This is a genomic window from Flagellimonas sp. HMM57 (genome assembly GCF_021390175.1).
Classification (GTDB): Bacteria; Bacteroidota; Bacteroidia; order Flavobacteriales; family Flavobacteriaceae; genus Flagellimonas.
Genome location: NZ_CP090004.1, coordinates 2,700,627 through 2,723,197 on the forward strand (window position 1 = coordinate 2,700,627; position 22,571 = coordinate 2,723,197).

Genomic DNA, 22,571 nt, shown 5'->3' on the forward strand with positions numbered 1-22,571 from the left:
ATGTCTAGAATAGGTAACAATCCAGTTGCAATACCAGAAGGAGTCACTGTAGATGTGAACGAAAATGTGGTTACCGTAAAAGGTAAATTGGGAGAGCTTTCCCAGGAATTTTCAGGAGTTGCTATAAAAGTTGAGGAAGGTAACGTTCATATAAGCCGTCCTTCCGATTCAAAGGAGCACAAGGCTAAGCATGGACTATATCGTTCCTTGGTAAACAATATGGTAGATGGTGTCTCTAAAGGGTGGACAAAAGAATTGGAATTGGTTGGAGTTGGATACCGAGCTAGTAACCAAGGACAAAAATTGGATTTAGCTTTAGGTTTCTCGCACAATATTGTTTTGAATGTTGCACCAGAGGTGAAAATTGAAACTATCTCTGAGAAAGGGAAGAACCCTATTGTGAAATTGACCTCGCACGACAAACAATTGGTAGGTCAAGTTGCTGCCAAAATCAGAGCTTTCCGTAAGCCTGAACCTTACAAAGGAAAGGGAATCAAGTTTGTTGGTGAACAATTGAGAAGAAAAGCAGGTAAATCAGCATAATTAACAGTACAATGGGATTATCTAAAACGGAAAGAAAATTACGAATCAGAAGAAGAATACGAAAAGTTTCTGCTGGTACTGAAGCAAGACCAAGATTGTCTGTTTTCAGAAGTAATAAAGAGATATATGCTCAATTGATCAATGACGAGAATGGGGTTACATTGGCCGCAGCATCATCACGGGACAAGGGAGTTGAAACAAAAGGAACAAAAATTGAAGTTGCTGCCCAAGTGGGTAAAGTAATTGCGGAAAAAGCTCAAAAGCTAGGAATTGAAGCTGTTGCTTTTGATAGAGGTGGAAACCTTTACCACGGTAGAGTAAAATCATTGGCTGAAGGAGCAAGGGAAGCCGGACTTAAATTCTAATATACTATGTACCAGAAATACAAAAACGTAGAAACAGTTAAGCCAGGTGGACTGGAGTTGAAAGATCGTTTGGTAGGAGTCCAAAGGGTTACTAAAGTTACAAAAGGTGGTAGAGCATTCGGATTTTCAGCAATAGTAGTTGTTGGTGATGAGAATGGCGTAGTAGGTCATGGTTTAGGAAAATCAAAAGAAGTTGCAACGGCAATCGCCAAGGCTATTGAGGACGCAAAGAAGAATTTGATAAGGATTCCACTTAACAAAGCAACACTGCCTCACGAACAAAAAGGTAAATATGGTGGTGCACGCGTATATATCCAACCAGCATCGACAGGTACAGGGGTTATCGCAGGTGGAGCCGTTAGAGCGGTATTGGAAGCAGTTGGTGTGCACGATGTTTTATCAAAGTCCCAAGGTTCTTCCAATCCACACAATGTTGTTAAGGCAACTTTCGATGCGCTTTTACAATTAAGAGGTGCACAAACCGTAGCAAATCAAAGAGGTATTTCTTTGGAAAAAGTCTTTAAGGGATAAATAAGAGGATATTATGTCGAAAATTAAGGTTAAACAAGTAAAGAGCGCTATCAAAAGAACCCAAAATCAAAAAAGAACTTTGGAAGCTTTGGGTTTGCGTAAAATTGGGCATGTTGTTGAGCATGATGCAACGCCTAATATCCTTGGAATGATAAATAAGGTAAAACACTTGGTTTCCACTGAGGAAGCTTAAAATATAACGGTAAATGGATTTACATAATCTTAAACCAGCAGAAGGCGCTGTAAACAGAGACGGAAAACGATTGGGTAGAGGAGAAGGTTCTGGAAAAGGGGGCACTTCTGCAAGAGGACATAAAGGTGCCAAGTCTAGATCTGGATACTCAAAAAAGATTGGATTCGAAGGAGGTCAAATGCCTTTACAGCGAAGAGTCCCCAAATTTGGTTTCAAAAACATCAATAGGAAGGAATATCAGGGTATCAATCTTAATAAACTGCAGGAGTTGGTGGACAACGGTGTAGTAAAAAAAGAAATTACCTTGGAAACACTTGTTGAAAATAGATTGGCAGGTAAGAATGATTTAGTGAAAATTTTGGGTAATGGTGAGTTAAAAGCATCCCTAAAAGTTTCAGTACATAAATTTACAGCTTCTGCTAAAGCAGCTATTGAAGCCGCAGGAGGAGAAGCAATAAGTTTATAAGGAAATAGCATGAAGAAAGTAGTCGAGACCATATCAAATATTTGGAAGATAGAAGAACTAAGACAACGCATACTTATAACATTAGGCTTGTTATTGGTATATCGTTTTGGTGCTCAAGTTGTACTTCCGGGTATTGATACCTCACAATTGGCGCAATTGACCTCAAATACAGAGCAAGGTATTTTAGGTATTCTTAATGCGTTTACAGGAGGTGCTTTTGCTAATGCTTCTGTATTTGCTTTAGGTATTATGCCTTACATTTCAGCTTCGATTGTAGTACAGTTAATGGGTATTGCTATTCCTTATCTTCAAAAACTACAGAAAGAGGGAGAAAGTGGTAGAAAGACTATTAATCAAATTACCCGTTGGTTGACAATAGCGATATGTATTGTTCAGGCTCCAGCATATTTGTTTGGTTTAGGAGCACTGGGTGTTCCTGATAGTGCTTTTGTTTTAGGTAAAGGACTTGATTTTATAGTACCTGCGGTAATCATTTTGGTGACAGGATGTGTTTTTGCCATGTGGTTAGGAGAAAAGATTACGGATAAAGGTATTGGAAACGGTATCTCTTTATTGATTATGATCGGTATTATCGCCACTATGCCGCAATCCTTTGTTCAAGAATTTATTTCAAGAACAACTAACAATACTGGTGGCATTATGTTTATGCTAATCGAGGTTATCATCTGGTTCTTGGTTATTTTGGCCAGTGTACTTTTGGTAATGGCGGTAAGACAGATACCAGTACAGTATGCAAGAAGGACAGCATCTGGCGGTTATGAGAAAAATATCATGGGATCTAGACAATATATCCCGTTAAAGCTGAATGCATCTGGTGTAATGCCAATCATTTTTGCTCAAGCTATAATGTTTGCACCAAGTTTGCTTGGAAAAACATTTAATAATACTGCGGTTGGACAATGGATGGAAGTGCAATTTGCTGATATTTTTGGATTGGCCTACAACATTCTTTTCGCCGTATTGATCATCATTTTCACATATTTCTACACCGCTATAACGGTTCCTACGAACAAAATGGCAGATGATTTAAAACGAAGTGGTGGTTTTATTCCAGGAATTCGTCCCGGAAAGGAAACAGGTGATTTTTTGGATAAAATAATGTCCTTAATAACACTTCCTGGTTCTGTTTTTCTCGCCCTACTGGCAGTTTTACCTGCAGTAGTTGTGAAATTAATGGATGTACAGGCAGGTTGGGCACTTTTTTATGGAGGTACATCACTATTAATTATGGTCGGTGTTGCAATCGATACAGTACAGCAAGTAAATTCTTATTTGTTGAATAGACATTATGACGGTTTGATGAAGACCGGGAAAAATAGAAAAGTAGCGTAAAATAGAAGTTAGAAGCAAGAAGTTAGAGGTTAGATGACCGTTGCGGTGAAGGATGTCAAAAGAGATGGAAAAACTTATAACTTATAACTGAAAACTAATTACTAAAATATGGCAAAGCAGCCAGCAATAGAACAAGACGGAACAATTATAGAAGCATTGTCAAATGCTATGTTTCGGGTGGAATTAGAAAATGGGCATGTGGTTACCGCACATATCTCTGGAAAAATGCGTATGCACTATATAAAATTGCTTCCAGGAGATAAGGTTAAGCTAGAAATGAGCCCATACGATTTAACAAAAGCAAGAATTACTTACAGATACTAATACGATGAAAGTAAGAGCATCAATAAAGAAGAGAAGCGCCGAATGCAAGATAGTTCGCAGAAAAGGCAGATTATACGTAATCAACAAAAAGAATCCTAGATTTAAACAAAGACAAGGGTAATTATGGCAAGAATCGCAGGTGTAGATATACCTAAACAAAAGCGTGGAGTTATTTCACTTACCTACATTTACGGAATTGGTAAAAGTAGGGCAGAAGAAATTTTGGAAAAAGCCCAAGTAAGCGTGGATACCAAAGTTTCTGATTGGAATGATGACGAAATAGGAAGAATTAGGGAGGCAGTTTCATCTTATACCATAGAAGGTGAACTTCGTTCAGAAACGCAATTGAACATCAAGCGATTGATGGATATTGGTTGCTACCGTGGAATTCGTCATAGATCAGGATTGCCACTTAGAGGCCAGCGTACCAAGAATAACTCTAGGACAAGAAAAGGAAAGCGTAAAACAGTTGCCAACAAGAAAAAAGCAACTAAATAATTAATAAGATTAGTCATTAGTATTTAGAAGTTAGAAGAATCTGTTTGAAATGTAAAAGTCTAGGATTCCAATAACTAAAAACTAACAACTAGAAACTAAAAGATATGGCAAAAGCAAATACTAAAACAGCCAAAAAACGCAAAGTAGTTGTAGAATCTACTGGCGAGGCTCATGTAGTAGCATCCTTTAATAACATCATCATTTCTTTGACCAATAAAAAGGGGGATGTTATCTCTTGGTCATCTGCAGGAAAGATGGGCTTTAGAGGCTCTAAAAAGAATACTCCTTATGCAGCCCAAGTTGCTGCTGAAGATTGTGCAAAGGTTGCGCATGAGGCAGGACTTAGAAAAGTAAAGGTTTACGTAAAGGGACCGGGAAATGGTAGAGAGTCTGCTATTCGTTCCATTCATAATGCAGGAATAGAAGTAACGGAAATAGTTGATGTAACACCACTACCCCACAACGGTTGTAGACCACCAAAAAGAAGAAGAGTTTAATAATCATTTATAAATCGGCCCATTTTAGGGTCTTCACGAGAGTGCAGTATAGATTATCGAAGGATAAGCCTTAATTCATAGTCGCACTTTCCAATTTAAAAGAAGATGGCAAGATACACAGGACCAAAATCAAAAATCGCTAGAAAATTTGGAGAAGCGATTTTCGGAGGCGATAAAGCCTTCGAGAAGAAAAGTTACCCTCCAGGACAACACGGTAACAACAGACGCCGTGGAAAGAAATCTGAATATGCAATCCAATTAATGGAGAAGCAAAAAGCCAAGTATACTTATGGTATCTTGGAGAAGCAGTTTAGAAATCTTTTTGATAAAGCAAACCGCAGCAAAGATGTTACTGGTGAGGTTTTACTTCAATTATGTGAGTCCCGTTTAGATAATGTAGTTTACAGAATGGGAATCTCCCCATCAAGAAGCGGAGCTAGGCAATTGGTTTCCCATAGACATATAACCGTTAATGGTGAGATTGTAAATATCCCATCTTACTCATTAAAGCCAGGTGACGTTGTTGGAGTAAGGGAAAAATCCAAATCTGTTCAAGCAATCCAAGATTCTTTGGACAATAATAGTAGTGTTTACGAATGGATTACCTGGAATTCTGAAAAGAAAGAAGGTACATACGTAGCTATCCCAGAAAGAATGCAGATTCCTGAAAATATCAAGGAACAATTAATCGTCGAGTTATACTCTAAATAAAATCAACATTAATCCAATATGGCATTACTTAATTTTCAGAAGCCCGATAAAGTTATAATGATAGATTCTACAGATTTCGAAGGGAAATTTGAATTTCGCCCTTTGGAACCTGGTTATGGATTAACAGTTGGAAATGCACTTAGAAGAGTTTTACTTTCCTCTTTGGAGGGTTTTGCGATTACTTCTGTGCGTATCGATGGAGTTGAACATGAATTCTCTGTCATTCCTGGCGTAGTAGAAGACGTTACAGAAATGATTTTGAACCTTAAACAAGTTCGTTTCAAAAGACAGATAGATGATGTTGAGAGTGAAACAGTTTCTGTTTCAGTAAGTGGAAAAGAACAATTGACCGCTGGAGATTTCCAAAAATTCATCTCTGGTTATCAAGTACTCAATCCAGATTTGGTTATTTGTAACATGAACTCCAAAGTAAGTATTAACCTAGAGGTTATTATTGAAAAAGGAAGAGGTTACGTGCCTGCCGAAGAGAATAAAAAATCCAATGCACCTATAGGGAGTATTGCTGTAGATTCTGTTTACACTCCGGTTAAGAACGTAAAATATAGTATAGAAAACTTTAGGGTTGAACAAAAGACCGATTATGAGAAATTGGTTTTCGAAATCGTAACTGACGGTTCTATTCACCCTAAAGATGCATTGACCGAAGCTGCTAAGGTTTTGATTCACCACTTTATGTTGTTCTCTGATGAGCGCATTACATTGGAAGCCGATGAAATCGCACAAACAGAAACATACGATGAGGAATCATTGCACATGCGCCAATTGTTGAAGACCAAATTGGTAGACATGGATTTGTCCGTTAGGGCGTTGAATTGTCTTAAAGCTGCCGAGGTGGATACTTTGGGAGATTTGGTATCCTTCAATAAGAACGACTTAATGAAGTTTAGAAACTTTGGTAAAAAATCATTGACCGAATTGGAAGAGTTGGTCATCAACAAAGGCCTTCAATTTGGAATGGACTTATCCAAATATAAATTGGACAAAGATTAAATAATCATATTTTGCTCTCCCGATAGCTATCGGGATTTGGAAGCAAGATGATAAAATAAAAACATGAGACACGGAAAAAAGTTTAATCATTTAGGGAGAACGGCAGCGCACAGAAAAGCAATGTTGGCCAACATGGCATGTTCCCTAATAGAGCATAAAAGAATCAACACAACAGTTGCTAAGGCAAAAGCTTTAAAGCAATTTGTAGAGCCGTTGATTACCAAGTCTAAAACCGATAACAATCAAACTACCGAAAAGGGTACGCACAACAGAAGGATTGTATTTAGCAATCTTAGAAGTAAAGAAGCGGTTACCGAACTTTTTGGAACGGTTGCAGAGAAGGTTGGCGATAGACCAGGAGGATACACAAGAATCATAAAGTTGGGTAATCGTCTTGGTGATAACGCGGACATGGCAATGATCGAGTTGGTAGACTTTAATGAAACCTATAACGCTGGAAAACCTGCCAAGAAAACTACAAGAAGAAGTAGAAGGGGCGGAGGTAAGAAAGCTGAAGCTGTTGCTCCAGTAGCGGAGACAAAAACTACTGATGATTCAGAAGAGTAGAAGATGTTATTAACTATTGTATTAGTAAAGAAAGGATAAGTGAAAACTTATCCTTTTTTTATGTTTTTTTGTCAAATCGAAATATAAAACCAAATGAAGTATCACTCAAAGAAAAGAGCACTAATATTATTAGCAGATGGTACTATTTTTTATGGTAAGGCCATAGGAAACAAAGAAGGTACCGCCGTAGGAGAAGTATGTTTCAATACGGGAATGACAGGATATCAAGAGATCTTTACCGACCCATCCTACTTTGGACAATTGATGGTGACCACCAATGCACATATTGGAAATTATGGAACCAATGCCGATGAGGTGGAATCTGATTCCATTAAAATAGCTGGACTTATCTGTAAAAATTTTAGCTACGAGTATTCAAGGCCCAGTGCAAATATGAGTCTGTTGGAATTTTTGGACCAAAACAATCTCTTTGCCATTTCAGATGTGGATACAAGGGCGTTGGTTAGTTACATCCGGGATAATGGTGCCATGAACGCTTTAATTTCTACCAGGGTTGATGAGATTGATGAGTTGAAAAGGGAACTTGCAGAAGTGCCCAGTATGGAAGGTCTGGAACTTTCCTCTAAAGTCTCTACAACCGAGCCCTATTATTTTGGTGACGAAAATTCAGAATACAAAATATCAGCTTTAGATATTGGAATAAAAAAGAATATTCTAAGAAATCTTGCTAAGCGAGGAGCGTATATAAAGGTGTTTCCCTACAACACACCATTTGAAGAAATGGAGAAATGGAATCCGGATGGTTATTTCATATCCAATGGACCGGGTGATCCAGAACCCCTGACCGATGCTATTTCTACAACGAAAAAGATGATTGCATCCAACAAACCGCTATTTGGAATATGTTTGGGACACCAAGTACTTGCGTTGGCAAATGGCGTTTCAACCTATAAAATGCACAATGGGCATAGGGGCATCAACCACCCAATTTTGAATTTGGTTACGGGAAAAGGAGAAATAACTTCTCAAAACCACGGTTTTGCTGTAAATAGGGAAGAAACGGAGGCCAATTCAGATTTAGAGATAACCCATCTGCACTTGAACGATGATACCGTTGCAGGAATAAAAATGAAAGATAAAGAAGTGTTTTCGGTTCAGTACCACCCAGAAGCAAGCCCGGGACCACATGACGCCGATTATTTATTCGACCAATTTTTTGATGCCATAAAAACTGGGCGCAACTAATGAGACTGTTTTGAAATTTGTGATTAGAATTTTTACAGTTTATTTTTCATGCACTTTTAGGCAAAATTTTCGAACATAGCCGTAGCTATGGTCTAAAATTTTAACGACAAGGGGCGCAAAAAGGGGCATAAAAAAATAATTGGCATATTTCAAAACAGTCTCTAAAACGTTATAGTTTATTTTTAGGTTATTATGTTTGTTTTTATGACGCTTGTCATGAAGCATACAGCGTCTCCTTTTGTATCTTCGCTGAATTAATTTCAACCATAAACAACAAGTACAGATGAGTATTATTATTAACATACACGCAAGACAGATTTTAGACTCTAGAGGTAACCCTACAGTAGAAGTGGACGTAGTTACCGAGAACGGTATTTTGGGAAGAGCTGCAGTGCCGTCCGGTGCATCTACTGGAGAGCACGAGGCCGTTGAGTTAAGGGATGGAGGAGATTCGTTTATGGGAAAAGGTGTTGGTAACGCCGTAAACAATGTCAATACAATTATTGCCGAAGAATTGGTGGGAACATCTGTTTTTGAGCAAAATTATATAGATGAGACCATGATTGCTTTGGACGGAACTCCAAATAAATCCAAGTTAGGTGCAAATGCAATTTTAGGGGTGTCTCTTGCAGCGGCAAAAGCAGCCGCGAACGAATTGGGAATGCCTTTATACAGATATGTAGGTGGCGTTAGTGCCAACACATTGCCGGTTCCTATGATGAATATCATAAATGGAGGTTCGCATTCTGATGCTCCCATCGCTTTTCAGGAATTTATGATCATGCCTGTTAAAGCAAATGACTTTAGCCATTCCATGCAAATGGGTACCGAAATTTTCCATAACCTAAAGAAAGTATTGCACGATAGGGGATTGAGCACTGCGGTAGGAGATGAAGGTGGATTTGCTCCAACCTTAGAAGGAGGAACAGAAGACGCTTTGGACACTATTGGAAAAGCTGTTGAAAAAGCTGGATACAAATTGGGTGATGATGTTATGATTGCTTTGGATTGTGCTTCTGCCGAATTTTATGTGGATGGCAAATATGATTATACCAAGTTTGAAGGCGATAAAGGGGTTATTAGAACATCTGAAGAACAAGCACAGTATCTAGCTGATTTATGTGATAAATACCCGATTATATCCATTGAGGACGGAATGGACGAAAACGACTGGGACGGTTGGAAAATGTTAACCGATAAAGTTGGTGATAAGGTACAATTGGTGGGAGACGATTTATTCGTTACAAACGTAGAAAGGTTATCTAGAGGAATTGAAAACGGAATAGCCAATTCAATCCTGATCAAGGTAAACCAAATAGGAACACTGAGCGAAACTATTGCGGCGGTAAATATGGCAAAAAATGCAGGATACACCTCTGTAATGTCGCATCGTTCGGGAGAAACCGAAGACAATACTATTGCCGATTTGGCAGTAGCTTTGAATACGGGTCAGATTAAAACTGGTTCTGCTTCCAGAAGTGATAGAATGGCAAAATACAACCAATTGTTACGAATTGAAGAAGAGTTGGGAAGCACGGCATACTATCCTAAAGAGAAAGCTTTCAAGGTAAAGTAATTCATAAAGATTTTTTAGCATACAATTAAGCCTTTCTTATCCAAGAAAGGCTTTTTTTTGTCTTCGTAATAAACTTTGGTTAACTTAATAGAGTAAACCAATGTAACTTATCAAAACTAACTTAATGAACAATTTTCTTTTTGTCGCGGCTGAGAATGATGCCTTGGCCAATTGTAAAGCAGGAGGAATGGGAGATGTGGTCAGAGACGTTCCAAGACAAATTTCCGAACGCGGCGATAAGGTGCATGTAATAGTCCCTTCTTACAGTAGACTTCATAAGGATGGTCTTTTTAAAACAGACCTAAAATTTAGTCTCAGAGGCCTTACCTACAATGCAGAACTTTATGAAGTAAAGCCCAAAAAAGAGTTTTCCAACATTGTCCATTACGTGCTTCACCATCCAGAGATTGAAGCCGGTGATATAGCACATATCTATCATAACGATCCAGAGGAACCTTTTTACACAGATGCCATAAAGTACTTCATTTTTTGTACTGCAGTGGCCGAAGCCATTAAACAAGGGGCTTTTGGGCAACTGGATATTATTCATCTACATGATTGGCATTCAAGTTTACTTTTATTTTTAAGGGAATACCATGAAAACTATAAAAATCTCAAGGATATCCGAACGGTATATAGCATCCATAATCTGGCTATTCAAGGAATTCGGCCATTTGCAGACAATTACTCTTCGGTAAAAAATTGGTTTCCCCATGTGGATTTTGATTATATGTCCCTGATGGATTATCGATATCAGGATTGTATCAATTTAATGGCAGTGGGAATCCGTTTTGCGGATGCGGTGCACACGGTTTCCCCATCGTACAAAGAAGATGTGCTTTTGCCAAGTTCTCCACCAGAATTTATTGGAGGGGAAGGTCTTGAAAAAGATTTGCTCAAAGCGGATGAAGAAGGTAGGTTGTTTGGTATTTTAAATGGATGTAACTATAAAAACATCAACAAAGAAGAAAAGGGACTGATTTATAGAAACACCGTCAAAGCACTTTTTAGATGGCTGCAAGAGGAATCTAAAAAATACAAAGCAGATTTTTTGGCGCATACCGGTGAAAAGATAATGGAGTTTGTGGATGAGAGGCCCAAATTCATTGTATCCAGTGTGGCTAGGCTAACGGAGCAGAAGTTTTATTTTTTTAGACGTTCACCAGAAGCCTTTGTCTCCATTCTAAAAAAATTAAAAAAAGTAGATGGTATTTTTATGCTCTTGGGAACAGGTGCTCCAGAATATGAAGAGCTTTTCAGGAAACTGAGTTACGAGCATAAGAATTTTATTTTCACAAATGGCCAATCAGAAAATCTTATAGACTCCATTTATTTGGAATCGGACCTTTACTTCATGCCCAGTCTTTTTGAACCCTGTGGAATAAGTCAGATGTTGGCCATGCGCAATGGAAATCCGTGTTTGGTGCACCATACAGGAGGATTAAAGGATACCGTTTCGCATTTAAAGACAGGCTTTAGTTTTGACGGGGATACCTATGAAGAGAAAATTAAAAGTATGTTGGACTCCTTTGATTTGGCATTGGATACCTATGCGAACGATAAAGCAACTTGGAAAAAAATACAAGCTGCGGCCAAGAAAAAGCGTTTTACATGGGCAAAATCAGTAGATAACTACTACAGGTACCTGTACAATTTTGACAAGGACCAATAAAACAGTTACTTAACATTTATTTGTGCTTTTGTACCTGTAGAAATAAACAACAGAAATTGTTAATGGCTCTGCTTTTTCGTAATTTCCCCCTCCTATTTTTATTAAACTCTTAAATTATACAATGTCGGATAAAGCTATACTCGAATATGAAGGTAAAAGATATGAATTCCCAGTTATAAAAGGTACTGAGGACGAACTGGCCATAGATATTAAAACACTGCGGTCCGTTAGTAATATGGTGACCATTGATCCTGGGTATAAGAATACAGGCTCTTGTGAAAGTGCCATTACTTTCTTGGACGGGGAAAAGGGCATATTGCGCTATAGAGGGTATTCCATAGAAGAATTAGCCGAAAAAGCAGATTTTCTAGAGGTGGCCTATCTCTTAATTTTTGGTGAATTGCCTAATAAAGAACAGCTTGCCAATTTTCATAACGATATAAAAGAAGAGTCCCAAGTAGACGAGGAAATGAAAAAGATTTTGGATGGTTTTCCAAAGTCAGCGCATCCTATGGGGGTACTATCGTCATTGACAAGTGCTCTGGTCGCTTTCAATCCAACCTCTGTAGATGTTTCTTCGGAAACGGCGATGTATAATTCTATCGTCCGTATTCTGGCCAAGTTCCCTGTATTGGTAGCATGGGCACAGCGAAAAAAGAAAGGATTGCCATTGGATTATGGTGATGATAGTTTGGGGTATGTGGAAAACATCCACAAAATGATGTTTAAAAAACCCAATCAAGAGTACAAAAGAGATTCAATAGCCATAGATGCATTGGATAAATTATTGATTTTGCATGCGGACCACGAGCAAAATTGTTCCACTTCCACAGTGCGTATTGTAGGTTCATCACACGCTGGACTTTTTGCTTCGCTCTCTGCGGGAATATCAGCATTATGGGGACCGCTTCATGGTGGTGCCAACCAAGCGGTTTTGGAAATGTTGGAAGCGATTCAGGCAGATGGTGGTGATACCAAAAAATATATGGCTAAGGCCAAGGATAAAGATGACCCTTTCAGGCTAATGGGCTTTGGTCACAGAGTGTACAAAAACTTTGATCCCAGAGCTAAGATTATTAAGAAATCTGCAGATGAAGTTTTGGGGAATCTAGGCATACAAGACCCTATTTTGGATATTGCCAAAGGCTTGGAGAAAGAAGCCTTGGAAGATGAGTACTTCGTAAAGAGAAAACTATATCCAAATGTAGATTTCTATTCTGGAATCATCTATCGCGCGTTGGGAATCCCAACAGAAATGTTTACGGTAATGTTTGCTTTAGGAAGATTGCCAGGTTGGATTGCACAATGGAGAGAGATGCGTCTTAAAGGTGAACCCATAGGAAGGCCAAGACAAGTTTATACTGGCGAAAACCTTAGATCTTTCGTCAAAGTGGAGAATAGATAACTTATCTCTTAAAGTCTATAGGAAAAGGCGGTATTTCGATAGAATTGCCGCCTTCTCTCTTTAATACTTTTGCAATACTATTGCTAGAGATTAGATTCAATTCTTTGTCTTTCTCATAACATATGCGCATAATGCCTAGATGGTAATAGGTTTTTATTTCTGACAATGAATTGTTACTGATCTTATTTTTACTTCTCTGGTATTCTTTATGTAAAAATTCATGCGAATCCAAAGTATTTAGATTTTTTATAGTGTCGTCCAATGTGTTTTTGTATTGGCTCAAGCATCTGTTCATCTCCTTGTGCAACGTAGGCTGCTTCTTTAATAATTGACTGATGTCCACTGGAGAAAATTGCGATAAGTCTGTGTCATGAATGCAATCGGAATATTTTGTGTCATATTCTTCAAGCTTATTATTCTTAAAATCGAAAGTATGGTAAAATGAAATACCGCTAGGTAAAGAATCTGTGGACAATAAAACAATACATACCGTAATCACAAAACAAAAAGAGAAAACAACTTTTTTCATAGCTAAAGTTCTTTGTTATTTAAATGTAGTAATTACAATGATTTTTTTGCACTTTTAAAGTAGAAAAATCATGATAAATATAAATTTTAAATCATTGAAAATCAAACAGTTGTAAAATAATTTATTTAATATAGCAAGTCTGGTATAAACCTTTGGATATACTGATTTTTTTTCTTTTTTTGTCAAAGGTAAATCGGTAGTAAAGCACTAGTTTTGCCGTACATTTTTTAAGGATTATCTCCTATTGGGCAGAATAGGTCTTTTAATCATCAAGTATATTTTTATGATGCAGTTGCATATTCAAAATGAAACAGACTCGTTGAGGGCTGTAATTTTAGGAACAGCAAAAAGCTGTGGGCCAATACCGAGTCCCGAAGAAGCTTATGATCCAAAGTCGTTGGAGCATATTTTGGCAGGAACCTATCCAAAGGAAGAGGATATGGTCAAAGAAATGGAAGCATTTGCCCAAGTTTTTGAAAAACATGGAGTACAAGTTTTTAGGCCTGAAGTGCTGACAGATTGTAATCAGATTTTTTCACGCGATATTGCTTTTGTAATAGAGGATAAACTGTTTCACGCCAATATTCTTCCAGATAGGGAACGAGAATTTGAGGCAATCCATGCTGTTCTGGAAAAAATAGACCCTAATAAAATTGTTCGACCGCCCGAAGAAGTCCACATAGAAGGCGGGGATGTGATGCCGTGGAACGAATATATTTTTGTAGGCACGTACACTGCTGATGACTATCCTGATTATATAACTGCGAGAACCAATAAAGCAGCGGTAACCTATTTGGAGGAACAGTTTCCGAACAAGACCGTAAAGTCTTTTGAGCTGAGAAAATCCAATACAAATGCAAAAGAAAATGCACTTCATTTGGATTGCTGCTTTCAGCCCGTGGGCAAGGATAAGGCCATTCTACATAAAAATGGGTTTTTGGTAGAAGAGGAATACCAGTGGTTGGTAGACTTTTTTGGCAAGGACAACATTTTTGAAATCACAAAAGATGAAATGTACCAGATGTTCAGCAATGTATTTTCCATTTCACCAGAAGTAGTTGTTTCAGAACAAAATTTTACACGGTTGAACAATTGGCTACGAGAAAAAGGTTTTACCGTAGAAGAAATACCGTATGCGGAAATTGCAAAACAAGAAGGTCTGCTTAGATGCAGCACATTACCATTAATAAGAGAATAAATTTAGTTTTTAATGCAGGTTACCAATACCATTTTAATGATAAGACCGGTCAACTTCAGGATGAACGAGCAGACAGCGGTCAACAATTATTTTCAAGAAGACTTGAGCTTAAAGAACAATGAAATAAACAAAAAAGCCCAGAAAGAGTTTGATGATTTTGTAGCTACACTTAGAAATCATGGGGTCAATGTGATTGTTGTTGATGATAAAAAAGAAACAGATACTCCAGATTCTATCTTCCCCAATAATTGGATTTCGTTTCATGATAGTGGTACAATCTGCGTGTATCCCATGTTTGCCCCAAACCGACGAAAAGAACGAAGGGAAGATATCTTTGATGTACTCGAAGAACACGGTTTTCATATAGACAACATTGTTGATTATACAGCTGCGGAAGAGGACGGTATCTTTTTAGAAGGTACTGGCAGTATCCTAAAGGATAGGGTTAATCAAAAAGCCTATTGTGCTTTAGGGGAACGAGCAGATGAGGGGCTCTTTATAGAGTTTTGTGAAGATTTTGACTGTTTTCCCGTTATTTTTACGGCCAACCAAGCAGTAGATGGTAAAAGACTCCCAATCTATCATACCAATGTAATGATGGCCATGGGCGAGACCTTTGCCGTAATCTGTTCAGATACCATTGACGATAAAAAAGAACGCAAAAATGTAATCGAGCACCTTAAAAAAGATGGTAGGGAGATAATTACCATTACAGAAGAACAGATGTACCAATTTGCGGGAAACATGCTTCAGGTCATTGGTGCCAATGATCAACGTTTTATGGTCATGAGTTCTGCCGCATTTAAAAGTTTGAAACAATCCCAAATTGAAGCTATCGAAAAGCACTGTGAAATCATCCATAGCCCCTTGGATACCATTGAGACCTGTGGTGGGGGCAGCGCACGTTGTATGATGGCCGAAGTGTTTTTACCGAAGGCTTAATTTAGGTGAAAGGTGAAAGGTGAAAGGTGAAAGGTGACGGTTGACAGTAGACAGGTAACGGTTGATGGTTTTCCTTTGTAGTTGAGTTTGAGTTTGTCACTTGAACTTGAGCTTGATTTTTGAATTTGAGTTTGGACTTCAACCTCTCAACTCAACTATTAATCCTCTTATTGCCGAAACCACTTCTCGTACTTCTTTAGGGTCGAAAGAATCCGGTTCTAAATAGAATAGCATTTCTATACCATAATCCAACACTTTTCCTAATTCTTCAGGACTGCCATACGTGTCCTCAATCCATTGTATTAAAGTTTTATCATTGACCATACTTACTTATTTGACAAGCAAGGAAGTGTATTTCTAAAAAGTTTTGAATGTCATATACGGCAAGTTCGAAAAGTATTTATCTAATGTGAGTTCGAAATAAATCAATTCATAAATATTTGATACTACTAATATTCTTAGAATAGAAAAGGGTCGTACTAATGCAACTATTCATACATTGTTCTGTATTAGTCAAGCCTTAGAAGTACCTCTATCTGCAATCTGCAATCTAAAATCTATTCAGTTACTGTAAACTCCCGTATCGCCTGATTGGGTTCCATGATGTTGTACCCTTTCCAGAACTCAGGGTTATAGGCGGATAGGTATGTTGCTTTTATCGTTTCGTCTTCCGTAATACCTTCTAAACTAGATTTAGGTATCGTATTGGAATCAAAAACCACCATCTCAAATTTTTCGGTATTGTAATTAATGACATCAAGGGCTAAAGACAGTTCATTCTGCTTTCTTCGCCCTTTTACATGTTTATTCTTTTCAATCACTTTTAAAGGCCTATCCACACCCATCTTACGCCCAAAGGTCAGGGCCATAAACTTAATGCTGTACTTGTCTTTTCCAAATTTAGAGAAGACCGTACTTCCCTTATAGGTTTGTTCCCTGTAGCTGAACCCCAAAAGTTTAATGCTCTTCAATGGATTTACATTGGTGTAATCAATGCGCATGATGGCAAAGTCTTCAATATTTACAAAGAGCTTACCTCTAAAATCCCCTCTTCTGGAAGGTTCATAACCAATGATATACACGCCTTGGTTTTCCAGTTCTGAATACCCAAGCAACTCAAAATCGTAGCGATTCAGCTTTTTAACAACATCCAGCTTGGTTTTTTTTCCAAAGAGTTGGTTGTGGATTTCATTGAGAACATATTTTCGGTTTCCCAGAAAATCACTTTTTTTCGGTTCTTTGAGTTCCGCCTCCAGCTCGTCCGTATCTTCCTCAGCATCCAAAATGGAATCTACTTGTACTTTTTGCCCAAATATCCCTGATTTTATTTTTAGATAGGAATCGGGCTTAACGTTTGCCTTGAAGATGGTCTCAAGCTTATCCGAAAGTGCCTCCATAGAACCTTCGTTGCTTTTATCGTACAGTTCCGCTGCTTTAATGACCTCTAATTTGTTTTGTTCATCCGAACGGTAAAAATCGCCCAAAGTCTCGGTGTAGTATTGTGAATTTCTCGGAAGAATAGTAACAATACTGTCTATAAGTTTTTTATCAAGTTCTTGGATAGTGGATTTTTTGAATTCGATATCGAGTTTTTGTAAGGTATTGAAACTGGATTGTCTTAGAAAAAAGCGCTGTTTCAAAGGAGCACTATTATAGTTCATGGGCAGGCGCTCTTCAACCTTTTCCATAATATCGTCCACGCTGAGCTCTTTATCAAAAAGATAGATGCCGCTAAGTTCAATGGCCTTTGGAGTAATTGGAATAACACTATCTAAAACCTGTTCGAAGGAAATACCGGTTTTGGCATACCCCATGCTCGACACATAAATAGAATCCAATCGTTGCTCCGATTCATTCAGTTCAAAGCTAAAGCGGCCTTCTTCATTGGTAATAACACCTTGGTTTTCCCCATACTGAACTGTTGCATAGGGAATAGGTTGCTTGGTCTTACTGTCTATTATTTTTGAGGTGATGGTCTGTGCGGATGTGTTTAATTGAAAAAAAAAGAAACTAAAGGTGAATGCGACAAACTTGATGTATTGCATAGTTATATTTTTCATGGTCGTTTAAAGAAAAGACACCTTTTTATGGTAAAAGGTTGCTTATCGCTCTAAATTTTTGAATTTATTCAAGTAAGTTTCTCAAAGTTTAGGCCAGAATGCTAGGTTTTGGAAATATTTCTGATCATACCTCCAAAAATAAAATAGTGAAAAGGTAAAACACTATACCAGTACAACCTTCCCCTAAGTCCTTTTGGCCTAAATGTTGCCACTTGGTGAAGGGTATTGTTGTTATCTATCTTAAACTCCAGCCAAGCTTCTCCCGGCATGCGCATTTCGGAAAAAAGCAAAAGACGTTTAGATTTTTTATCGGCAAGAAGTACGCGCCAGAAATCCAATGCGTCCCCAGGGAATATTTTATCAGGATTGGTGCGCCCACGTCGTAAACCCGGCCCTCCATTGAGCTTATCCAAGAATCCACGGATTTTCCAGAGCCAGTCACCGTAATACCAACCTTGCTTTCCACCAATTCGCCATATATTTTCCAGAACCTCATCTTCATCTGTAATGGACATCTTCTTTACATCTTTCAGAACCCCATATTTTGGTACTTGTATGTATTTTTCTAGATCATCACTTGTTCGGCCGCTGGCAATACTGTCTTTCCAACTGCTCAACACCAAATTCTGCTCAATTTTTTTAAAGGCCATTTCAATGGCTTGTGGATAGGTGTGGGTTTTAATGCCCAGCAGTTGCTGTAACCTATCATCTTTGGCAACGACTTCCATCTTCATGCTATCTACTAGGTTAACGGCTAGTTTGTATGAGGTTGAGGTTACAAAATAGAGCCAATAGGAAGACAGCTTTGGTGTCATAATGGGCACGGTAAGTATCCAGTTTTTGAATCCTCTTACTTCAGCATATCTATGGAGCATTTCTTTATAGGTGAGCACATCTGGTCCACCAACGTCAAAAGATGCTTTGTAGGTTGCTTTGTTGCCCAATACACCGGTAAGAAAATTGATGACGTCCCTAATGGCAATAGGTTGAGACTTTGTCAACACCCATTTTGGAGTAATCATAAAGGGAAGTTTTTCGCAAAGATCTCGAATTATCTCAAAAGAAGAGCTTCCAGAACCTACAATGATACCAGCTCTTAAAACCGTTAAATTGAACTTTCCTTGGTATAAAATGTCCTCTACGTTTTTTCTGGAGCTCAAATGTTTGGAAAGTTTTTCGTCATTTACGATGCCGCTCAGATAAATAACCTGCTGTATCGATGTTTCCGATACATATTCATTGAAACTTTTAGCCGTAATGGCTTCTTTTTCATCAAAATCATCAATAGACGAGGTCATGGAATGGATAAGGTAATAGGCGGCATCAATATCTTTAGGGATTTTAGTGGAATCGACCTCTTCCAAAAAATCAATTTCGACTACTTGAATCTTTTCCCTTGTTTTCTTATCGACGGACAAACGCTTTTCATCACGAACGGCACAGACAATCTCGTGGCCAAGTTCCAACAAACGTGGCAATAAGCGCATTCCAATGTAACCGTTGGCACCGGTAAGGAGGATTTTCATAAATCTTCGATTGAAGTGGGTGCGTTGTCCGCTTTATAATCCAATAGCTTTTTAAAAAACTTTTGAATTGCCTTGGTGTCGGATTTGACCTTTATAAAATAATTGTCCCTATATATGGAATAGATTGCAAAGTCACCTTTGTAGATGGTGAGTTTATAGTAGGGGATAATCAAGCCATAGGTTTCCAACAATGACCGAAAGCGCACGATGATGCCTTTTGGACGCATTTCAATATTGCAAGTATTCAGGTTGTTGTCCAAAATCAATAGATTCTGGATTTCTGTGCTGGTCTCTGTAATAAAAAGTTTTGGAGAACCTATTCCTTTTAAGGCAAAACGCTCTTTTAGGGTGAACGGCTTACCGACCGCCTCGTCAATTTTTTTAATAATCTTTTTATCGTTGTAAGAAACATTTAAAAGCATAGCAAAAGTTTTTTCAATTTTAAAACAATGCTTATGGGATATATAAATAAGTATGGTAGTCTGTACATTTCTAATGGATTTTACTACTTCACTACCAAAAAAAGAGGTCTACTTGGTTACGACCATCACCACGTGTGTATCAACTTTAATCTTCCTAATACGGGTAATAGTTTTGCGGATAGCAAAATAGACCAATACAAGGATGTTACCTTGTAAACGTTCCATAGCATTGTTTTCCATAAAAATAATCATAATAAGAGGTTTAGCCACTTATATCTACTTAGAAAAGGGTAAAAAATATGTAGTTTTGCTGGCTGAAAAAGGCTTTCTACATGAGTTTACAAAATGAATTGTCCAAAAAGGTTATCACTGCGTTAACCGAATTATATGGTGCGGAATTATCATCCGTAGAATTTCAGCCCACTCGCAAAGACTTTGAAGGCGATATTACGGTAGTGGTTTTCCCTATGTTGCGGGTGGTGAAAGGAAATCCTGTTGAAATAGGTACTAAGATCGGGGAATATCTTGTAGAAAACGTCGCAGCGATCGAGAAATTCAATGTGGTAAAAGGTTTTTTGAACTTGGTGATTCATGATGAATTTTACATCAATTTCTTCAATACGATTGTTGATGAGAACGACTACGGATTTGTAAAAACGACAACCAAAGATGCGGTTATGGTGGAATACTCTTCACCAAACACCAACAAACCTTTGCATTTGGGCCATATCCGAAATAATTTATTGGGCTATTCGGTAGCGGAAATCTTGAAAGCTTCGGGAAAGAAGGTCTATAAAACCCAAATTATCAATGACCGGGGAATCCATATCTGTAAAAGTATGTTGGCCTGGCAGAAATTTGGTGAAGGGGAGACTCCAGAATCATCTGGATTGAAAGGAGACCATTTGGTGGGCAAATATTATGTGGCTTTTGATAAGGCGTACAAAGAACAAATTGCCAAAAATGTTTCAGAAGGCATAGCAAAGGAAAAAGCTGAAAAGGAAGCGCCTATAGTATTGGAAGCACAAGAGATGCTTCGGAAATGGGAAGCTGGGGATACAGAAGTTGTTGCGCTTTGGAAAATGATGAACGGTTGGGTGTACGAAGGGTTCGATACTACCTACAAAAACCTTGGAGTTGATTTTGATACGCTCTATTATGAAAGTGATACCTATCTTTTAGGAAGGGATGTCGTAAAAGATGGTCTTGAAAAAGGTGTTTTCTTTAAAAAGGAGGACGGTAGTGTTTGGATAGACTTAACGGATGAGGGTCTCGATGAAAAAATCGTATTACGTTCAGATGGTACTGCAGTTTATATGACACAAGATATAGGAACGGCGATTCAACGGGTAACGGACTTTCCAGATATCAATGGAATGGTATACACCGTTGGTAATGAACAGGATTACCACTTTAAGGTGCTTTTTTTAATCTTGAAAAAGCTTGGCTTTACTTGGGCAAAACAGCTCCACCATTTAAGTTATGGAATGGTTGATCTACCAAGCGGTAAAATGAAGAGTAGGGAAGGGACCGTTGTGGATGCAGATGACCTAATAGTTAACATGACACATACCGCCGAAGAGATTTCTGAGGAACTTGGTAAATTAGAAGGGTACTCTAAAGATGAAAAGCAAGAGCTCTACAGCACTATTGGTCTTGGAGCGTTAAAATACTATATCCTTAAAGTGGATCCCAAAAAACGTATTCTTTTTAATCCGGAAGAATCTGTGGATTTTCAAGGAAATACTGGGCCTTTTATTCAATACACCTATGCAAGGATTCAATCTATTCTCAGAAAAGCTGATTTTGAGGTTTCTGCTGCGACAGATACCAAACTGGTTTTGCATGAAAAAGAAAAAGAACTTTTGAAGCACGTTCAGTTATTTCCAGAGACTATTCAATTGGCGGCAGAAAGTTACAGTCCAGCATTAATAGCAAACTATACCTATGATTTGGTGAAAGAGTTCAATTCGTTTTACCAACAAGTTTCTATTCTAGGGGAACCCAACGAGCAAAAAAGACAGTTTAGGGTGCTCTTGTCCAAAAAAGTGGGAGCGGTCATCCAATCTGCATTTCAACTTTTAGGAATTGAAGTTCCTGAACGAATGTAATAAAAAACACCGCCCTTGGGAGCGGTGTTTCCTTAACCAACTAAATAAATGAGCTCAGAAAGACCTCATTCTCGTTTGAGCCAATTAGGCTTCTGCAGGCTGTTTGGTTTGTGATACGGCAAGACCATAAATTACCAAACCAAACCCAATTTTATTAATGGCGTCACCAATGTTGTAAATCACATTTAAATCCAAACCGCCAAATATTCCTTCGTACCATCCTGGAGTACCTGCCATATACCCTATTGGATATATTGCCCATCCGACCAATACGAACCAGCATAAGGTTTTGTGCGCTTGCAAAACTGAACCTCCTGCTTCGACAGCCAATTTTTTCGCTTTGCCCAACCATATATCGTAGACAATAACAAAGTAAGCAATACCGGATATAAGACCCCATAACCAAGCATTGTCACGGTCCACAGCTTCTCCTATGTATCCTGTGACCAGCATCACAACAGAGAGGAATATTAACCTCCACATTAGTGAAGTTTTCGCTCCAGCTACACGAAGAATCAAAAAGAATTCAACGCACATTAATGGTACGGTCAATACCCAGTCTACATATCTAAAAAATGTTGGTGATTCTTCAAATCCAGACCAATAATCTCTCATGTACCAATAGTGTACTGCGGCAATAAACGTAATCAGTCCAGAAACTAAAATGGATGTTCTCCATTTTCTGTCAAAACTGTTCATCGATAAAAAGAAAAATGCGGAAGCGGCCATCATGGCCATGCAACCTACAAAGAAAGTGAAGCCCACGTAATCGTCGGTAGCAAGTTGCGCTACCATGGGCAGTGATGTAAATAAATTTCCCATGTTATTTTGGTGTTAATTAATTTTGTTTAACCAAATCTAATAA

27 protein-coding genes are annotated in these 22,571 nt (G+C 38.2%); 21 read left to right on the top strand and 6 right to left on the bottom strand.

Annotated elements, in window-relative coordinates; all coding sequences use genetic code 11:
- From rplF to LV716_RS11955, 17 genes are all read left to right on the top strand, one after another.
- Positions 1-543 carry a 50S ribosomal protein L6 gene (gene rplF, locus LV716_RS11875; protein ID WP_163418025.1) on the top strand — a complete coding sequence of 181 codons (543 nt, stop codon included), beginning with the start codon at positions 1-3 and terminating at the stop codon, positions 541-543.
- A gap of 11 nt (positions 544-554) precedes the next feature.
- Positions 555-908, top strand: coding sequence for a 50S ribosomal protein L18 (gene rplR, locus LV716_RS11880; protein ID WP_163418026.1), 354 nt, complete (start codon positions 555-557; stop codon positions 906-908).
- 6 nt (positions 909-914) lie between these two features.
- Entirely contained in the window at positions 915-1,439 is a 525-nt protein-coding gene (gene rpsE, locus LV716_RS11885; protein ID WP_163418027.1) for a 30S ribosomal protein S5, read from the top strand.
- Between the two features lie 13 nt (positions 1,440-1,452).
- Entirely contained in the window at positions 1,453-1,632 is a 180-nt protein-coding gene (rpmD, locus tag LV716_RS11890) for a 50S ribosomal protein L30 (RefSeq protein WP_055397075.1), read from the top strand.
- Positions 1,633-1,645: 13 nt separating this feature from the next.
- Entirely contained in the window at positions 1,646-2,098 is a 453-nt protein-coding gene (gene rplO / locus LV716_RS11895) for a 50S ribosomal protein L15 (RefSeq protein WP_163418028.1), read from the top strand.
- A 9-nt stretch (positions 2,099-2,107) separates the two neighbouring features.
- Complete coding sequence (gene secY, locus LV716_RS11900) at positions 2,108-3,451, top strand: preprotein translocase subunit SecY (protein WP_163418029.1); 1,344 nt, start codon at positions 2,108-2,110, stop codon at positions 3,449-3,451.
- Between the two features lie 108 nt (positions 3,452-3,559).
- The gene (gene infA / locus LV716_RS11905; RefSeq protein ID WP_014031991.1) at positions 3,560-3,775 is read left to right on the top strand and encodes a translation initiation factor IF-1; all 216 of its coding nucleotides are present in this window, start codon (positions 3,560-3,562) and stop codon (positions 3,773-3,775) included.
- 4 nt (positions 3,776-3,779) lie between these two features.
- Entirely contained in the window at positions 3,780-3,896 is a 117-nt protein-coding gene (gene ykgO / locus LV716_RS11910) for a type B 50S ribosomal protein L36 (protein ID WP_013621733.1), read from the top strand.
- A 2-nt stretch (positions 3,897-3,898) separates the two neighbouring features.
- Complete coding sequence (gene rpsM / locus LV716_RS11915) at positions 3,899-4,273, top strand: 30S ribosomal protein S13 (RefSeq protein ID WP_112377326.1); 375 nt, start codon at positions 3,899-3,901, stop codon at positions 4,271-4,273.
- A 104-nt stretch (positions 4,274-4,377) separates the two neighbouring features.
- Positions 4,378-4,770 (top strand): 30S ribosomal protein S11, encoded by a 393-nt coding sequence (rpsK, locus tag LV716_RS11920; protein WP_163418030.1) that lies wholly within the window; start codon positions 4,378-4,380, stop codon positions 4,768-4,770.
- A gap of 105 nt (positions 4,771-4,875) precedes the next feature.
- Complete coding sequence (rpsD, locus tag LV716_RS11925) at positions 4,876-5,481, top strand: 30S ribosomal protein S4 (protein ID WP_163418031.1); 606 nt, start codon at positions 4,876-4,878, stop codon at positions 5,479-5,481.
- A gap of 18 nt (positions 5,482-5,499) precedes the next feature.
- On the top strand, positions 5,500-6,492 hold the full coding sequence (locus LV716_RS11930) for a DNA-directed RNA polymerase subunit alpha (RefSeq protein ID WP_163418032.1): 993 nt from the start codon (positions 5,500-5,502) through the stop codon (positions 6,490-6,492).
- Between the two features lie 63 nt (positions 6,493-6,555).
- On the top strand, positions 6,556-7,059 hold the full coding sequence (gene rplQ / locus LV716_RS11935; RefSeq protein ID WP_163418033.1) for a 50S ribosomal protein L17: 504 nt from the start codon (positions 6,556-6,558) through the stop codon (positions 7,057-7,059).
- A 93-nt stretch (positions 7,060-7,152) separates the two neighbouring features.
- Entirely contained in the window at positions 7,153-8,265 is a 1,113-nt protein-coding gene (carA, locus tag LV716_RS11940) for a glutamine-hydrolyzing carbamoyl-phosphate synthase small subunit (RefSeq protein ID WP_163418034.1), read from the top strand.
- A gap of 283 nt (positions 8,266-8,548) precedes the next feature.
- Positions 8,549-9,841: a phosphopyruvate hydratase gene (gene eno, locus LV716_RS11945; RefSeq protein WP_163418035.1), complete on the top strand. Its 1,293-nt coding sequence runs from the start codon at positions 8,549-8,551 to the stop codon at positions 9,839-9,841.
- Positions 9,842-9,965: 124 nt separating this feature from the next.
- On the top strand, positions 9,966-11,513 hold the full coding sequence (locus tag LV716_RS11950; RefSeq protein WP_163418036.1) for a glycogen synthase: 1,548 nt from the start codon (positions 9,966-9,968) through the stop codon (positions 11,511-11,513).
- Between the two features lie 121 nt (positions 11,514-11,634).
- Positions 11,635-12,918: a citrate synthase gene (locus LV716_RS11955; RefSeq protein ID WP_163418037.1), complete on the top strand. Its 1,284-nt coding sequence runs from the start codon at positions 11,635-11,637 to the stop codon at positions 12,916-12,918.
- Between the two features lies 1 nt (position 12,919).
- Here LV716_RS11955 and LV716_RS11960 read toward each other — a convergent pair whose 3' ends face one another.
- Entirely contained in the window at positions 12,920-13,447 is a 528-nt protein-coding gene (locus LV716_RS11960) for a hypothetical protein (protein ID WP_163418038.1), read from the bottom strand.
- A gap of 283 nt (positions 13,448-13,730) precedes the next feature.
- On the opposite strand from LV716_RS11960, the gene LV716_RS11965 reads away from it, so the two are divergent.
- Both LV716_RS11965 and ctlX read left to right on the top strand, forming a co-directional pair.
- Complete coding sequence (locus LV716_RS11965; RefSeq protein ID WP_163418039.1) at positions 13,731-14,645, top strand: dimethylarginine dimethylaminohydrolase family protein; 915 nt, start codon at positions 13,731-13,733, stop codon at positions 14,643-14,645.
- Between the two features lie 12 nt (positions 14,646-14,657).
- Positions 14,658-15,587: a citrulline utilization hydrolase CtlX gene (gene ctlX / locus LV716_RS11970; protein ID WP_163418040.1), complete on the top strand. Its 930-nt coding sequence runs from the start codon at positions 14,658-14,660 to the stop codon at positions 15,585-15,587.
- A 138-nt stretch (positions 15,588-15,725) separates the two neighbouring features.
- On the opposite strand, the gene LV716_RS11975 is transcribed toward ctlX, so the two are convergent.
- From LV716_RS11975 to LV716_RS11990, 4 genes are all read right to left on the bottom strand, one after another.
- Positions 15,726-15,911, bottom strand: coding sequence for a hypothetical protein (locus LV716_RS11975; RefSeq protein WP_163418041.1), 186 nt, complete (start codon positions 15,909-15,911; stop codon positions 15,726-15,728).
- A gap of 233 nt (positions 15,912-16,144) precedes the next feature.
- A complete protein-coding gene (locus tag LV716_RS11980) occupies positions 16,145-17,647 on the bottom strand; it encodes a carboxypeptidase-like regulatory domain-containing protein (RefSeq protein WP_233759122.1) in 1,503 nt (500 codons plus the stop codon).
- A 101-nt stretch (positions 17,648-17,748) separates the two neighbouring features.
- Positions 17,749-19,173 carry an SDR family oxidoreductase gene (locus tag LV716_RS11985; RefSeq protein WP_163418042.1) on the bottom strand — a complete coding sequence of 475 codons (1,425 nt, stop codon included), beginning with the start codon at positions 19,171-19,173 and terminating at the stop codon, positions 17,749-17,751.
- Positions 19,170-19,595: a hypothetical protein gene (locus LV716_RS11990; protein WP_163418043.1), complete on the bottom strand. Its 426-nt coding sequence runs from the start codon at positions 19,593-19,595 to the stop codon at positions 19,170-19,172. The genes LV716_RS11985 and LV716_RS11990 overlap by 4 nt, the downstream gene beginning before the upstream one ends.
- 33 nt (positions 19,596-19,628) lie before the next feature.
- Here LV716_RS11990 and LV716_RS11995 point away from each other — a divergent pair, with 33 nt between their 5' ends.
- Positions 19,629-19,811: a hypothetical protein gene (locus LV716_RS11995; RefSeq protein ID WP_163418044.1), complete on the top strand. Its 183-nt coding sequence runs from the start codon at positions 19,629-19,631 to the stop codon at positions 19,809-19,811.
- 116 nt (positions 19,812-19,927) lie between these two features.
- Positions 19,928-21,706 (top strand): arginine--tRNA ligase, encoded by a 1,779-nt coding sequence (gene argS, locus LV716_RS12000; protein WP_163418045.1) that lies wholly within the window; start codon positions 19,928-19,930, stop codon positions 21,704-21,706.
- Positions 21,707-21,790: 84 nt separating this feature from the next.
- On the opposite strand, the gene LV716_RS12005 is transcribed toward argS, so the two are convergent.
- Positions 21,791-22,528: a bacteriorhodopsin-like gene (locus LV716_RS12005; RefSeq protein ID WP_205600124.1), complete on the bottom strand. Its 738-nt coding sequence runs from the start codon at positions 22,526-22,528 to the stop codon at positions 21,791-21,793.
- Positions 22,529-22,571: the final 43 nt, after the last annotated feature.

Excerpts from the sequence above, each read along its gene's own strand:
- rplF (WP_163418025.1), top strand. The coding sequence starts at position 1 with ATGTCTAGAATAGGTAACAATCCAGTTGCAATACCAGAAGGAGTCACT.
- rplR (WP_163418026.1), top strand. The coding sequence starts at position 555 with ATGGGATTATCTAAAACGGAAAGAAAATTACGAATCAGAAGAAGAATA.
- rpsE (WP_163418027.1), top strand. The coding sequence starts at position 915 with ATGTACCAGAAATACAAAAACGTAGAAACAGTTAAGCCAGGTGGACTG.
- rpmD (WP_055397075.1), top strand. The coding sequence starts at position 1,453 with ATGTCGAAAATTAAGGTTAAACAAGTAAAGAGCGCTATCAAAAGAACC.
- rplO (WP_163418028.1), top strand. The coding sequence starts at position 1,646 with ATGGATTTACATAATCTTAAACCAGCAGAAGGCGCTGTAAACAGAGAC.
- secY (WP_163418029.1), top strand. The coding sequence starts at position 2,108 with ATGAAGAAAGTAGTCGAGACCATATCAAATATTTGGAAGATAGAAGAA.
- infA (WP_014031991.1), top strand. The coding sequence starts at position 3,560 with ATGGCAAAGCAGCCAGCAATAGAACAAGACGGAACAATTATAGAAGCA.
- ykgO (WP_013621733.1), top strand. The coding sequence starts at position 3,780 with ATGAAAGTAAGAGCATCAATAAAGAAGAGAAGCGCCGAATGCAAGATA.
- rpsM (WP_112377326.1), top strand. The coding sequence starts at position 3,899 with ATGGCAAGAATCGCAGGTGTAGATATACCTAAACAAAAGCGTGGAGTT.
- rpsK (WP_163418030.1), top strand. The coding sequence starts at position 4,378 with ATGGCAAAAGCAAATACTAAAACAGCCAAAAAACGCAAAGTAGTTGTA.
- rpsD (WP_163418031.1), top strand. The coding sequence starts at position 4,876 with ATGGCAAGATACACAGGACCAAAATCAAAAATCGCTAGAAAATTTGGA.
- LV716_RS11930 (WP_163418032.1), top strand. The coding sequence starts at position 5,500 with ATGGCATTACTTAATTTTCAGAAGCCCGATAAAGTTATAATGATAGAT.
- rplQ (WP_163418033.1), top strand. The coding sequence starts at position 6,556 with ATGAGACACGGAAAAAAGTTTAATCATTTAGGGAGAACGGCAGCGCAC.
- carA (WP_163418034.1), top strand. The coding sequence starts at position 7,153 with ATGAAGTATCACTCAAAGAAAAGAGCACTAATATTATTAGCAGATGGT.
- eno (WP_163418035.1), top strand. The coding sequence starts at position 8,549 with ATGAGTATTATTATTAACATACACGCAAGACAGATTTTAGACTCTAGA.
- LV716_RS11950 (WP_163418036.1), top strand. The coding sequence starts at position 9,966 with ATGAACAATTTTCTTTTTGTCGCGGCTGAGAATGATGCCTTGGCCAAT.
- LV716_RS11955 (WP_163418037.1), top strand. The coding sequence starts at position 11,635 with ATGTCGGATAAAGCTATACTCGAATATGAAGGTAAAAGATATGAATTC.
- LV716_RS11960 (WP_163418038.1), bottom strand. The coding sequence starts at position 13,447 with ATGAAAAAAGTTGTTTTCTCTTTTTGTTTTGTGATTACGGTATGTATT.
- LV716_RS11965 (WP_163418039.1), top strand. The coding sequence starts at position 13,731 with ATGATGCAGTTGCATATTCAAAATGAAACAGACTCGTTGAGGGCTGTA.
- ctlX (WP_163418040.1), top strand. The coding sequence starts at position 14,658 with ATGCAGGTTACCAATACCATTTTAATGATAAGACCGGTCAACTTCAGG.
- LV716_RS11975 (WP_163418041.1), bottom strand. The coding sequence starts at position 15,911 with ATGGTCAATGATAAAACTTTAATACAATGGATTGAGGACACGTATGGC.
- LV716_RS11980 (WP_233759122.1), bottom strand. The coding sequence starts at position 17,647 with ATGAAAAATATAACTATGCAATACATCAAGTTTGTCGCATTCACCTTT.
- LV716_RS11985 (WP_163418042.1), bottom strand. The coding sequence starts at position 19,173 with ATGAAAATCCTCCTTACCGGTGCCAACGGTTACATTGGAATGCGCTTA.
- LV716_RS11990 (WP_163418043.1), bottom strand. The coding sequence starts at position 19,595 with ATGCTTTTAAATGTTTCTTACAACGATAAAAAGATTATTAAAAAAATT.
- LV716_RS11995 (WP_163418044.1), top strand. The coding sequence starts at position 19,629 with ATGGGATATATAAATAAGTATGGTAGTCTGTACATTTCTAATGGATTT.
- argS (WP_163418045.1), top strand. The coding sequence starts at position 19,928 with ATGAGTTTACAAAATGAATTGTCCAAAAAGGTTATCACTGCGTTAACC.
- LV716_RS12005 (WP_205600124.1), bottom strand. The coding sequence starts at position 22,528 with ATGGGAAATTTATTTACATCACTGCCCATGGTAGCGCAACTTGCTACC.